Source organism: Novosphingobium aquae (genome assembly GCF_037572715.1).
Lineage (GTDB): Bacteria > Pseudomonadota > Alphaproteobacteria > Sphingomonadales > Sphingomonadaceae > Novosphingobium > Novosphingobium aquae.
On the sequence record NZ_JBBHJY010000008.1, the window covers coordinates 98,532 to 111,833 of the forward strand.

Genomic DNA, 13,302 nt, shown 5'->3' on the forward strand with positions numbered 1-13,302 from the left:
ACCGCGCCGCCCCCAACCTTGCACCGCCCATAGAATTTCACCCGTAAGGGAAAAGAACCATGAACGATCTTACCAAGTTCACGAACCAGATGGCGAAGCCCGAAACCTTCGACCAGATCCAGATCGGCATCGCCAGCCCCGAGCGTATCCGCTCGTGGTCGTTCGGCGAAATCAAGAAGCCGGAAACGATCAACTATCGTACCTTCAAGCCCGAACGCGACGGCCTGTTCTGCGCCCGCATCTTCGGCCCGGTGAAGGACTACGAGTGCCTGTGCGGCAAGTACAAGCGCATGAAGTACAAGGGCGTCGTCTGCGAAAAGTGCGGTGTCGAAGTCACCGTGACCAAGGTCCGCCGCGAACGCATGGGCCACATCGAACTGGCCGCGCCGGTCGCGCACATCTGGTTCCTCAAGTCGCTGCCTTCGCGCATCGGCCTGCTGCTCGACATGCAGCTCAAGCAGCTTGAGCGTGTACTCTACTTCGAAAGCTACATCGTTACCGAGCCAGGCCTGACCCCGCTCGAGAAGTTCCAGCTGATCACCGAAGACGAGCTGTACGAATACCAGGACGAGTACGGCGAAGATGCCTTCTCGGCCGGCATCGGCGCCGAAGCGGTCAAGTTCATGCTCATGGACCTCGACCTCGTGCAGGAACGTCAGGACCTGCTTGACGAGCTCGCCGTCACCAAGAGCGAACTGAAGCCCAAGAAGATCATCAAGCGGCTCAAGGTCGTCGAAAGCTTCATCGATTCGGGCAACCGCCCCGAATGGATGATCCTTGACGTGATCCCGGTCATTCCGCCCGAACTGCGCCCGCTGGTGCCGCTTGACGGTGGCCGCTTCGCGACGTCGGATCTCAACGATCTCTATCGCCGCGTGATCAACCGCAACAACCGCCTGAAGCGCCTGATCGAGCTGCGCGCGCCGGACATCATCGTTCGCAACGAAAAGCGCATGCTGCAGGAAGCCGTTGACGCCCTGTTCGACAACGGCCGTCGCGGCCGCGTCATCACCGGTGCCAACAAGCGCCCGCTGAAGTCGCTGTCCGACATGCTCAAGGGCAAGCAGGGCCGCTTCCGTCAGAACCTGCTCGGCAAGCGCGTCGACTATTCGGGCCGTTCGGTCATCGTGACCGGGCCCGAACTCAAGCTGCACCAGTGCGGCCTGCCCAAGAAGATGGCGCTCGAACTGTTCAAGCCGTTCATCTACGCACGTCTCGATGCCAAGGGTCTGTCGATGACCCTGAAGCAGGCGAAGAAGTGGGTCGAAAAGGAACGCAAGGAAGTCTGGGACATCCTTGACGAAGTGATCCGCGAACACCCGGTGATGCTCAACCGCGCGCCTACGCTGCACCGTCTTGGTATTCAGGCGTTCGAGCCCGTGCTGATCGAAGGCAAGGCAATCCAGCTGCACCCGCTCGTCTGCTCGGCCTTCAACGCCGACTTCGACGGTGACCAGATGGCCGTCCACGTGCCGCTCTCGCTGGAAGCCCAGCTTGAAGCGCGCGTGCTGATGATGTCGACCAACAACATCCTCTCGCCCGCCAACGGCAAGCCGATCATCGTTCCTTCGCAGGACATGGTTCTCGGCCTGTACTACCTCTCGCTCGACCGCGAAGGTGAGCCGGGCCAGGGCATGATGCTGTCGGACATGGCCGAAGTGCACCAGGCGCTGGAAGTGAAGGCGGTGACGCTGCACTCCAAGATCATCGCCCGCGTGCCGCAGACCGGCGAGGACAAGGTGGAGCGCATGGTGCGCTATGAAACCACCCCGGGCCGTATGCTCATCGGCGAATGCCTGCCGAAGTCGCACACCGTTCCCTTCGACGTGGTCAACAAGGTGCTGACCAAGAAGGACATCGGCGACGTCATCGATCAGGTCTATCGCCACACCGGCCAGAAGGACACGGTGCTGTTCGCCGACGCCATCATGACGCTGGGCTTCCGCCACGCGTTCAAGGCGGGCATCTCGTTCGGCAAGGACGACATGATCATCCCTGACAGCAAGGATGAACTGATCGCCAGCACCAAGGAACTGGTTGCCGACTACGAGCAGCAGTACCAGGACGGCCTGATCACCCAGCAGGAAAAGTACAACAAGGTGATCGACGCCTGGAGCCGTTGCGGCGACCAGGTGGCCAACGCCATGATGGACGAAATTCGCGCTTCGCCGATCGATCCGGAAACGGGCCGCCAGAAGCCGATCAATTCGATCTACATGATGAGCCACTCGGGCGCGCGTGGTTCGCCAACCCAGATGAAGCAGCTCGCCGGTATGCGCGGCCTCATGGCCAAGCCGTCGGGCGAAATCATCGAGACGCCGATCATTTCGAACTTCAAGGAAGGCCTGACCGTTCTTGAATACTTCAACTCGACCCACGGCGCTCGTAAGGGCCTTGCGGATACCGCGTTGAAGACCGCAAACTCGGGTTATCTGACCCGCCGTCTCGTCGACGTGTCGCAGGACTGCGTTGTCGTCATCGACGATTGCGGTACCGAACGGGCGCTTGAAATGCGCGCGATCGTTCAGGGCGGCTCGGTTATTGCCTCGCTTGGCGAGCGTATCCTTGGCCGTACCCTGGCCGAAGACATCGTCGAAAAGGACGGTACGGTGATCATGCCCGGCGGTACGCTGCTGGACGAATCGGCGACAGCTGCGGTCGAAGCGACCGGTGTGCAGGCGGTGAAGATCCGCAGCCCGCTGATCTGCGAGGCCGAACAGGGCGTCTGCGCGACCTGCTATGGCCGTGACCTTGCCCGTGGTACTCCGGTGAACATCGGTGAAGCGGTCGGCGTTATCGCTGCCCAATCGATCGGTGAACCCGGCACCCAGCTGACCATGCGAACCTTCCACATCGGCGGCGCGGCGCAGGTCAACGAAACCTCGCACCTCGAAGCGATCAGCGACGGCACGGTCCAGTACCGTGACATCCCGACGATCGTCGATTCGCGTGGCCGCCTGCTCAGCCTTGCCCGTAACGGCGAGATCATTGTCATCGACAACGATGGCCGTGAACGCGCGATCCACCGCGTGCCTTACGGTACGCACCTGCTGCACAAGGATGGCGGCAAGGTGAAGGAAGGCGATCGTCTGGCCGAGTGGGATCCGTTCACCCTGCCGGTGATCACGGAAAAGCCGGGTATCGTGAAGTACCAGGACCTCATCGAAGGCCGCACCATGGAAGAGCGGAGCGACGAAGCGACCGGCATGAGCAGCCGCATCGTCACCGAAAACCGTTCGACCAGCCGGTCCAAGAAGGATGACCTGCGTCCGCGCATGACTCTGCTTGACGACCAGTCGGGCGAAGCGGCCCGCTATCTGCTCGCTCCCGGTACGACCCTTTCGGTCGAGGACGGCCAGAAGGTTGAAGCCGGTGACGTGCTTGCACGTGCCAGCCGCGAAGCTTCGAAGACGCGCGACATCACCGGCGGTCTGCCGCGTGTTGCCGAACTGTTCGAAGCCCGCATTCCCAAGGACAATGCGGTTATTGCCAAGACCTCGGGCCGGATCGAATTCGTCCGCGACTACAAGGCGAAGCGCAAGATTGCGATCATCCCTGAGGAAGGCGAACCGGTAGAATACCTGATCCCGAAGTCGAAGGTCATCGACGTTCAGGAAGGCGACTGGGTCAAGAAGGGCGACAACCTGATTTCAGGCTCGCCCAACCCGCACGATATTCTCGAAGTGCTCGGCGTCGAAGCGCTGGCCGAATATCTCTGCGCGGAAATCCAGGAAGTCTATCGCTTGCAGGGCGTGAAGATCAACGACAAGCACATCGAGGTGATCGTTCGCCAGATGCTGCAGAAGGTTGAGATCACCAACGGCGGCGACACCACCCTACTCGCCGGCGAACAGCTCGATTACGAGGAAATGAACGAATACAACGCCAAGCTGGCGCCGGGTCTTACGCCGGCCGTGGGCAAGCCGATCCTGCTCGGGATCACCAAGGCTTCGCTCCAGACGCGTTCGTTCATCTCGGCCGCTTCGTTCCAGGAAACCACCCGCGTGCTCACGCAGGCCGCGGTTGAAGGAAAGAAGGACTCGCTGATCGGTCTGAAGGAAAACGTGATCGTTGGCCGCCTGATCCCGGCCGGCACGGGTGCGGGCATGAACCGGCTTCGCGTTGCCGCCAGCAGCCGCGATGCAGCGCTTCGTGCCCAGTACCGCAAGCTCCAGGAATCGCTCATCGCGCCGCATACCGCAGCCGAAGAGCATGCCGCCGAGCTGGCCCAGGGCCCCGAAGCCGCAATCGGCGACGATCCGCTTGCAGCAGTCGAGGGTGAAACCCACGGCACCGACGCGGATGCCGGCGATTACCTGATCAAGGGTGATGAAGCCGCTGGCGAATAATAAGCAGCGGGTCCCGGCGAAAGCCGGGACCCGCTAGTCTCGCTGACACTTCACTGGCCGGAGCAATCCGGCCCGTGCCCCCGGACCAGATCCGGAACATCAAAAAGGCCCGCCGGAGCAATCCGGCGGGCCTTTTTGATGTGCATCGTACCGGCGGCCGGGCCGCCAGCGCCAGAGTTACCTGGTCAGAATTACTTCGTGGTGAACTGGCCGGCTTCGGCGCGGAAGTTTGCGCGGGCAAAGCTGCGGGCTTCGTTGGCGGTGCGGAACAGTTCGGTCTGCATCGTCGAATTGATCAGCGGATAGCCCTGCGAATTGTAGCGGGTCTCACGCACGGTCAGGCGATAGTGGCCTTCGCCGTCCTTGGCGATGAGGAACGGGTGTGAAGTTTCCTTCTTCATGGTCTGGCAGTCCTTTTCTGGACCGATGCCGGGATTTCAGGCCCGTTCGGCCTTTTCATTTTCAATGCGCAGGCGCTCGGCCTGCGTGGCTCCGCGCTGGTCAGCCAGCTTCTGCCAGGCAGCCTGCGATCGCAAGGCACGCTCGCGCTGGTGCGGCAAGGCGGCCGATACGGCGTCGCGGCCGCACTGCGCGGCCTGTTCGAGATAGAACGAGACGGTCTGTTGCACCACAGCGCCTAGCGACGCTTGCGTGCGGCTGGTCCGCCCGGAATACCGCCGCCGCCCGGACCCTTGTCACGGAACACGATGCGGCCCTTTTCAAGGTCGTAAGGGGTCAGTTCGACACGAACCCGATCGCCCACGACCGAGCGGATGCGGAATTTCCGCATCTTCCCGGCCGTGTAAGCGATGATCCGATGGTTGTTTTCAAGCATGACGCCGAAACGACCATCGGGGTAGATTTCATCGATCTGGCCTTCGAGGGTCAGTAGCTCCTCTTTGGCCATCAGCTTATGCTGCTTCGATATTCACGGCAGAGGTCTTGCCGCGCTGATCGGTGTCCAGCTCGTACTTGACGCGCTGGTCCTTGTTCAGGGTCGACATGCCCGAACGCTCGACTGCGCTGATGTGGACGAAGTTGTCCGGAGCGCCGCCATCGGGAGCGATGAAGCCATAGCCTTTTTCAGTATTGAAGAATTTTACGGTGCCGATAGGCATAGGTAGTTCCTTTCTCGAACCAGTTTTTACCCCCGGCAGAGTGCCGCGGGCAGCGTAGAGGCGAGATAGGGAACAAAGAGCCGTAGGACCGATATATTCCGTCGCAGGCGACGTTAGCCCGCGCGCTATGGACCATTACCTGCGCTTTGGCAATGAAAACCGGGGCGGGGTGCTGGCCGGCCTGCGCTCAGGCGGCGCTCAGGCAGTTGGGGCAGGTGCGCGCTTGCGGGAAAACACAGTCATCGCGCGCTTCTCGATCAGGTGCCAGCTCACCCAGCCTAGCGCGCAGGCGATGGCAAAATCGAGCGCGATGCACAGCGCCAGAGGCATCGCCGGCCAGATTGCCAGCAGTATCTTCGACACGGGCCAGGCATAGAGGTAGACGCCGTAGGAAATGTCGGTCTTCGCGTTGATCCGGGTCAGCGGCCCATGCTGGACGCACAAGGCGATCGTCAACAGGACATAGCCGCCCAGCAAGGCAAAGGCGGGATCGGCCAGAGCCGGCTGGCACAGCTGGGGCACCAGCACGGCAAAAGCGAGCAGCGCGATCCATGGCTTGAAGGCGATCCGGTCACGGTAGAGGTAAAAAGTGGTGCCCACGAGGAACACCGCAGTCAGCCGCAGCGCATTCGCCGGCCCGGCAACCGGCACAGCCCAGACGATCCACGCCCGCGCCTCGGGCCAGGCGATGTGGCCGGCCAGAATCGCATTGCCTGCAAACAGCAGCACCGCTAGCAGCGGCACGCTTGCCCGCCAGCGAAAGGCACCGATCACCCCCAGCACGATGACCAGCAGATAGCAGCGGAACTCGTGCGCAATGGTCCACATTGATCCATTGATGCTGGCATAATGGGTCCCGGCGTAAGCACCGCGAATCTCGGGCCCGTTGAGCCAGAACGCACGCTCCAGCAGGTCTGGCACGGCTGCCGCAATCGCTGCCCATGAAACGCCCCCGATGGGCGCGGCAACCACCACGCAGAACAGGCTGGCGATCAGGAACGCGGGGTATATTCGCGCAATCCGCCGTGCGAGATAGGCGCGGATCGTTGGCTGGTTCTGGAAACTCGCGGCGATCAAGTAACCGCTGATCACGAAAAACCCGCTCACCGCCGCGCCGCCAAGCCCCATCGTACCGGTCAGCCAATAGAGCGGATCGCGTGACGGATTGCCGTCGATGATCTGCGGCACGTGGCTGACAATCACCAGCGAGGCGAGAACGAGCCGCAGGAAGCCCACGGCATTGGCTGGGCGCGCCGGGGGCGCAGCGGTCGGTGCAGGAATTTTGTCGGCGTGCTCGTTCATCGCGGGCGGACCATAGTGCGCCGCCTTGCCCCCGCAAGGCCGCCGCTTGCCCCGTGCTGAAAATCTGTAGATTGCAGCGCAGGGGCTTGGAGTTTAGGACTGCCCCATGGCCGATACCCTCAAGATCACGTTCGCCCAGCTCAACCAGTCTGTCGGCGATCTTGCCGGCAATGCCGCGCAGATGCTGGGGGTGCGGAAACGCGCTGCAGCCGCCGGTGCGGACCTGATCCTTTTTCCCGAACTGCACCTGATCGGTTATCCGCCCGAGGATCTGGTGCTCAAGCCGGCGCTGATCACCCGCGCGGCGGCGGAACTGGAGCGGCTGGCTTTGGCCACGGCCGATGGTGGGCCGGCGATGCTGGTCGGCTCGGTCTTCGTGGTCGATGGCGCGCTGCACAACGGGGTGGCGCTGCTTGACGAAGGCAAGGTCGCGGCGATCCGGCTCAAGCACGAATTGCCCAATTACGGCACTTTCGATGAAGTGCGCCTGTTCCAGCCCGGTCCGCTGCCCGAACCAATTCCGTTCCGCGGCGTGCTGATCGGCGTGCCGATCTGCGAGGACATCTGGCACCCCGATGTCTGCGATCACCTCGCCGATTTCGGTGCGGAGATCCTGCTTTGCCCGAACGGCAGCCCTTACGAGATCGACAAGGACGCGCTGCGCATTGATGGCGTAGCCAAGCGCCGTGCGGTCGATACCGGCCTGCCGATCGCTTACCTCAATCGCATCGGCGGGCAGGACGAATTGGTGTTTGACGGTGCGAGCTTCGTGATAAACGGCGATGGCAGCCTGGCGATCCAGATGGCCGACTGGGTCGAGCAGGAGGTCCACACCACCTGGCGGCGCGGCGAGGGCGGCTGGACCTGCGATAGGGGCGAAATCGCCGCGCTCGCCGATCATCCGGCGGACATATATTGCGCGATGGTGCTGGCCCTGCGCGATTACGTGGACCGCAACCGCTTCCCCGGCGTCGTGCTCGGCCTGTCGGGCGGGATCGACAGCGCGATCTGCGCCGCCATCGCCGCCGATGCGCTCGGCCCCGACCGCGTGTGGTGCGTGATGCTGCCGAGCCGGTTCACCAGTCAGCTCAGCCTTGACCTTGCCACTGAATGCGCGCGGATGATCGGCTGCCGTTATGACACGATTCCCATTGTCACTGCCGTCGATGCCTTTGACACCATGCTGGAGGGCACCTTTGCCGACAAGGACGTCGACATCACCGAGGAGAACGTCCAGTCACGCATCCGCGGGGTAACGCTGATGGCGCTGTCGAACAAGTTCGGGCCGATGCTGCTGACCACCGGCAACAAGAGCGAAATGAGCGTCGGCTATGCGACGATCTATGGCGACATGGCGGGCGGCTACAACCCGCTGAAGGACGCCTACAAGATGACTGTCTTCGCCATCAGTCAGTGGCGCAATAAGAACAAACCAGCCATCGGCCTTGGCCCGGACGGCCCGGTCATGCCCGAAGGTATCATCATCCGGCCGCCGTCTGCCGAACTGCGGCCCGACCAGAAGGATGAGGATTCGCTGCCGCCCTACAAGTTGCTCGATGGCATCCTGCTGGGTCTGGTGGAGCACGAAAAGTCAGTGGATCAACTAGTGGTCGAAGGGTTTGACCGCGATGTCGTGGTGCGGATCGAGCGGCTGCTCCACTTGGCCGAATACAAGCGGCGGCAGGCGCCTCCGGGCGTCAAGCTGGGCAGCCGCAATTTCGGGCGCGACCGGCGTTATCCGATCACGCATGCCTTCCGTTCGGCCTGATTGGGGCTGGGAATGCCGGACGATCCTGACGACCTGTCCCCGGTCGAGCGCCGCATTTACGGCCTTGATCGATCTCCGCCGCCGCCGCACCTTGATGCGCTGGGGCGGGAAATGGTCGAGCGGACAAAGCTGACCTTCAAGCTGTTCCGCCGCGATTTCGAAGCTGTCGGTTCGGTCGCCAGCGCGGCCTTTGTCGCCGGTGAGATCACGCGGCAGGATGCCAGCGACCTGTTCGTCGACCTCGGCCATGCTATCTCCTTGCCACTGACCGAGCGTTACCTCGCGCAAGGTGCCTGCGCGCGGTTGGCGGACTGGCTGCGCGCCCGTCCGGGTTTTGCCGAGCTTGACTGGCTGGCCCCGCGCAACCGCATGGCGATCGAGGGGTTGGTGGCACAGGGCGAGGCGGCGCTGGCGGTCCAGTTGCTGCGCCAGCACCTGCACAAGGCGATGACCGCCGCCCGCGCCCGCTGGCGCTATGTCGGGGCAGCGCTCAAGGCCATTGCAGCGGGCAAGCCGGTACCAACATGCGCGCAGGACATGGCCGAACGGATGCCGGCGGAACTGGACCTGATGCTGCTCGAGATTGCCGAATGCGAGCCATGGGTCACGGCCCACGGCGCGCCCAGCGATGCGCAGGTGCTGGCCGACATGCGCGACGATATTGCCCGGGCGCGCCGGCGACTGCCAGGCTAAGGCGGTTGGGCTAAGGCGTCAGGGTCAAATGGCCGGTGCGGGCGCAGTTCCCCCACCCTGCGGTAGCCTCCGCCACAGCGACGGGCGGCGGCGCGAAGCGATGCGGGCGAGCAGCAACGACAGCAGCGGCAGCCACAGCCAGTGGCTCAGCCATCCGATGACCTGGTGGAACAGCCGCGCCCGGCTGGCGGAAAATTCCTCGATCTTGACCAGTCGGGGCACGGCAAAGCGCAAGTGATCCCACTTGGCACTGGCGTGGGCACCGGGGAACATCGCCTGGCGACCGGCGAGGGCCATCAGTTCTTCCAGCTTGAACAGGCGCGATCGGTTGCGCTCGTTGGGGCCGCACGGATCGACAATATGCCATTCACCGTTGATCCACGGGGCTGTCATGAAATAGTCGGTCACTTCGACCGAGGCATAGGTTACCCTTATCCGGGTCATCGCCGCCTGGACGACGATGGCCTGCTGGCTACAGGCGGCGGCGCCGTGGCGGGCGATTTCTTCCGGCATGACAATAGCGTCAAGATCCGGATGGACCGTGCGCTGCCCGCCAGGCCAGCCAGTTCTCATTAAAGCCATAGCGCGAATAGCCGTGGTAGAAGCGGTAACGCACAACTTGTTCAAGCTGGTAGACCGCTTCCGTCGTGCCGGGGCGGCGCGCGCGCTGATGTGCTGCGCCGACGATCTTGCCCACCGTATTAAGCCCCGCGAGCGCGAGATCATAGGCTTCGGACGGTGTCTTCCATTCCGGATCAATTGCTGGCGGAGAAAGGCTGGCGGCAGTGCTCATTACAATCACGACTGCAGCGATGACATGGAAAATCTGCTCGTCGCGAAAATGCTGGTTTGGCCTCCCGGATATTGGCCGCCATGCTCGACAACATCTACCGTACAGAAGGGTCAGGACGTGTTGGTAGTGAGACGGATTGCACATGGCGCGGCTTTCGAGCAATTTTACCTATGGAATTCCATAATATGTCCGAAATCCGGCTGGCTGGAGCAAGCCCTCGGCGCTGACTGTTGCATCGAGAATGGGTGTTTTGCCTTGCCTGAACTAGCGTCTATAGGCGCGCCATGTCCGCCGTAGTCACCCGCTTCGCCCCCAGCCCGACCGGGCGCCTCCATGTCGGCAATGTGCGCACTGCGCTGCACAACTGGCTGCTGGCGCGGCAAGCGGGTGGGCGGTTCCTGCTGCGGATCGACGATACCGATGCGGCGCGTAGCCGCGAGGAGTACGTCGAGGCGATCCGCGCCGATCTGGCCTGGCTGGGCATCGTCCCCGATGGCGAAGAGCGCCAGTCCGCGCGGTTCGAACTTTACGAGGCCGAGTTTGCCAAGCTGGTCGCCTCGGGCTTGGTCTATCGCTGCTATGAAACCGCGCAGGAGCTTGACCTCAAGCGCAAGGTCCTGCTCGGGCGCGGCCTGCCGCCGATCTATGACCGCGCGGCGCTGGACCTGACCAAAGCCGACCATGCAGCCAGAGCGGCAGCGGGAGAGGCACCGCATTGGCGCTTTCTGCTGAACCGCAACCAGCCGATCGAATGGATCGACGGCATTCGCGGGCGGCAGCACTTCGACGCCGGCCAGATGTCCGACCCGGTGATCCGCCGCGCCGATGGTTCGTGGCTCTATATGCTCCCCAGCGTGATCGACGATATCGCCATGGGCGTGACGGATGTGCTGCGCGGCGAGGATCACGTGTCCAACACCGCGACGCAGGTGCAGATGTTCGCCGCTTTCGGTATCGACCCGCCGGCCTTTGCGCACGAGGCGCTGCTGGTGGGCAGCGAGGGCAAGCTATCCAAGCGGCTGGGATCGCTCGGCATGGAGGACCTGCGCGCTGAGGGCATCGAGCCGGAGGCCGTGCTTTCCATGCTGGCGCGGCTAGGCACGTCGCAGCCGGTCGAGCCGGTGCTTGACCGCGATCAGCTCGCCGCCACGTTCCAGCTCAACACCTTCGGCCGCGCACCGGCGCGATTCGACGAGGCGGAACTGGCGCGGCTCAACGCGCAGGTCGTCCACCGGCTGCCCTATGCGCAGGTGGCCGCCCGGTTACCGGCAGACATGGATGAAGCTGGCTGGCAGGCGGTACAGCCCAATCTGCCGACCGTGGCCGAGGCGGCGGACTGGTGGGCCGTGGTCAAGGGGCCGATTGCCGTGCCTCCGCTCGAGGCCGAGGATCGTGCGTTCCTTGCCGTCGCCGCCGATACACTCGCCGCGCAGGACTGGGGTGACAGCCCGTGGCAGGCGCTGACCGGGGTACTCAAGGAAGCGACGGCGCGCAAGGGCAAGGCCCTGTTCCTGCCGCTCCGGCTTGCGCTGACCGGGCGCGAACACGGACCTGACATGGGAGCGCTGCTGCCGCTGATCGGGCGGGATGAGGCGCTGGTCAGATTGCGGGCGGCGGCATCGAATTAATTACCGTCATCCCCGCGAAGGCGGGGATCCATCCACCTACCGAAGCGCACGGTCGCCTGACCTGATGCACCCCCGCCTGCGCGGGGGCGACTGAGCTTTCAGCTCGCCGACAAGTTTCCCTTGAAACAATCTATCTGCCGCAGTGCAACAAAAGGCATTTACATTGCGTGGACGTCTGGCTAGGTGCCCCACCATGTTCGTGAAGCCGATCATTACCATTACCAGCAAACCGACCGCCAATGCGGGAACGGTTGCCCTGGTGCTGGCCAAGTAAGGCTTTCACGGCAACCCGCCCCGCAAGAGCAGGCGGGGCTTCCAATCACGGATATACCAACCCTCGCGCTGCTCCCAGATATGGAGAAGTGATGATGGTATCCAAGTTCGCTCCCGGCCAGAAGCTCAACGTCGGCATTGTCGGCGCGACCGGGTTGGTCGGCTCGATGATCCGCGAAATCCTTGCCGAACGCAATTTCCCGCTCGCCTCGCTGCGCTTGTTTGCCTCGGCGCGCTCGGCGGGCAAGGTGCTGGACGGGGTGACGGTGGAAGACGCCGCGACCGCCGATTTCGCCGGCCTTGATGTCGTGCTGTTCTCTGCCGGTGGTTCCGCTTCGAAGGAACTCGCGCCCAAGGCGGCGGCGGCTGGTGCCATCGTTATCGACAATTCGTCGGCCTGGCGTTCGGACTCGGACGTGCCGCTGGTCGTTGCCGAAGTGAACCCCGAGGCGCTTGTCGATCTGCCCAAGGGCATCATTGCCAACCCCAATTGCACGACGATGGCGGCTATGCCGGTGCTCAAGGTGCTGCACGACGAGGCCGGCCTGTCGCGGCTGATCTGCTCGACCTATCAGGCGGTTTCGGGCGGCGGGCTGGAAGGCATCGATGTGCTGGCGCGGCAAGTTGCCCATGTGGGCGACAAGGCGGCGGCTCTGGCTCAGGGCGACACCGCGGCGATGCTGCCGGCGGCGGAAAAGTGGGCCGTGCCGATGGCGCACAATGTCGTGCCGCTGAACTATGTCTATGCCGAGGACGGCTATACCGAGGAAGAGATCAAGCTGCGCGACGAAAGCCGCAAGATCCTTAATCTGCCGGGCCTGCCGGTGTCGGGCACCTGCGTGCGCGTGCCGGTGTTCACCGGCCACTCGCTGTCAATTAATGCTGAGTTCGATCGCCCGATCAGCCCCGAACGCGCGCTCGAACTGCTGGAAAGCGCGCCGGGCGTGGTGGTGACCGAAGTGCCCAATCCGCTTGAGGCGACCGGCAAGGACCCGGTCTTCGTCGGCCGCGTGCGCCGCGATCCCACCGTTGAGCACGGTTTGGCGCTGTTCCTGTCGAACGACAACCTGCGCAAGGGCGCGGCGCTCAACGCGGTGCAGATTGCGGAAGTGCTGCTGGGGTAAGGGCGCGGTTTACTTGGGAGTGCGGAGGGGCGGGTGGCTTGGTCACTCGCCCTTTTTGCGTTTGGGGTGAGGGGAGAAGAGGGTCCACGCAGAGGCGCACAGAAGAAAGTGGCGGCGCAGAGGGATGGCGCCCAGCCGAAGGCTTAGAATTCTCATCGACCGCAGCCGACAGTGGAGCCGTTGGTTGGATAGAGCGGCTTTGCCGCCGACGCTACTCCCCTTCGTCCTCTGCGTCTCTGTGTGAACACCATCAA

At 63.3% G+C, this 13,302-nt stretch carries 12 protein-coding genes; 5 read left to right on the forward strand and 7 right to left on the reverse strand.

Features of this window, described 5'->3' with window-relative positions:
* Positions 1–59: 59 nt before the first annotated feature.
* Positions 60–4,349 (forward strand): DNA-directed RNA polymerase subunit beta', encoded by a 4,290-nt coding sequence (rpoC, locus tag WG900_RS15260; RefSeq protein WP_339968345.1) that lies wholly within the window; start codon positions 60–62, stop codon positions 4,347–4,349.
* Between the two features lie 191 nt (positions 4,350–4,540).
* Here rpoC and WG900_RS15265 read toward each other — a convergent pair whose 3' ends face one another.
* From WG900_RS15265 to WG900_RS15285, 5 genes are all read right to left on the reverse strand, one after another.
* Complete coding sequence (locus WG900_RS15265; RefSeq protein WP_339968347.1) at positions 4,541–4,750, reverse strand: hypothetical protein; 210 nt, start codon at positions 4,748–4,750, stop codon at positions 4,541–4,543.
* Positions 4,751–4,786: 36 nt separating this feature from the next.
* Complete coding sequence (locus WG900_RS15270; RefSeq protein ID WP_339968349.1) at positions 4,787–4,978, reverse strand: hypothetical protein; 192 nt, start codon at positions 4,976–4,978, stop codon at positions 4,787–4,789.
* 8 nt (positions 4,979–4,986) lie between these two features.
* The gene (infA, locus tag WG900_RS15275) at positions 4,987–5,256 is read right to left on the reverse strand and encodes a translation initiation factor IF-1 (RefSeq protein WP_339968351.1); all 270 of its coding nucleotides are present in this window, start codon (positions 5,254–5,256) and stop codon (positions 4,987–4,989) included.
* Positions 5,257–5,260: 4 nt separating this feature from the next.
* Entirely contained in the window at positions 5,261–5,467 is a 207-nt protein-coding gene (locus tag WG900_RS15280) for a cold-shock protein (protein ID WP_339968354.1), read from the reverse strand.
* A gap of 198 nt (positions 5,468–5,665) precedes the next feature.
* A complete protein-coding gene (locus WG900_RS15285; protein ID WP_339968357.1) occupies positions 5,666–6,769 on the reverse strand; it encodes an acyltransferase family protein in 1,104 nt (367 codons plus the stop codon).
* A gap of 106 nt (positions 6,770–6,875) precedes the next feature.
* Between WG900_RS15285 and WG900_RS15290 the strand changes: the two genes are divergently transcribed.
* Both WG900_RS15290 and WG900_RS15295 read left to right on the forward strand, forming a co-directional pair.
* Positions 6,876–8,537: an NAD+ synthase gene (locus WG900_RS15290; RefSeq protein ID WP_339968359.1), complete on the forward strand. Its 1,662-nt coding sequence runs from the start codon at positions 6,876–6,878 to the stop codon at positions 8,535–8,537.
* A gap of 12 nt (positions 8,538–8,549) precedes the next feature.
* A complete protein-coding gene (locus WG900_RS15295) occupies positions 8,550–9,230 on the forward strand; it encodes a hypothetical protein (RefSeq protein ID WP_339968362.1) in 681 nt (226 codons plus the stop codon).
* A gap of 24 nt (positions 9,231–9,254) precedes the next feature.
* Here WG900_RS15295 and WG900_RS15300 read toward each other — a convergent pair whose 3' ends face one another.
* Together WG900_RS15300 and WG900_RS15305 are read right to left on the reverse strand one after the other, a co-directional pair.
* A complete protein-coding gene (locus WG900_RS15300; protein ID WP_339968364.1) occupies positions 9,255–9,743 on the reverse strand; it encodes a hypothetical protein in 489 nt (162 codons plus the stop codon).
* Between the two features lie 10 nt (positions 9,744–9,753).
* The gene (locus WG900_RS15305; protein ID WP_339968366.1) at positions 9,754–10,023 is read right to left on the reverse strand and encodes a hypothetical protein; all 270 of its coding nucleotides are present in this window, start codon (positions 10,021–10,023) and stop codon (positions 9,754–9,756) included.
* A 284-nt stretch (positions 10,024–10,307) separates the two neighbouring features.
* Here WG900_RS15305 and gltX point away from each other — a divergent pair, with 284 nt between their 5' ends.
* A complete protein-coding gene (gene gltX, locus WG900_RS15310) occupies positions 10,308–11,651 on the forward strand; it encodes a glutamate--tRNA ligase (protein WP_339968367.1) in 1,344 nt (447 codons plus the stop codon).
* 368 nt (positions 11,652–12,019) lie between these two features.
* Positions 12,020–13,048, forward strand: a complete 1,029-nt coding sequence (locus WG900_RS15315; RefSeq protein ID WP_339968619.1) for an aspartate-semialdehyde dehydrogenase — start codon at positions 12,020–12,022, stop codon at positions 13,046–13,048.
* Positions 13,049–13,302 lie beyond the last annotated feature (254 nt).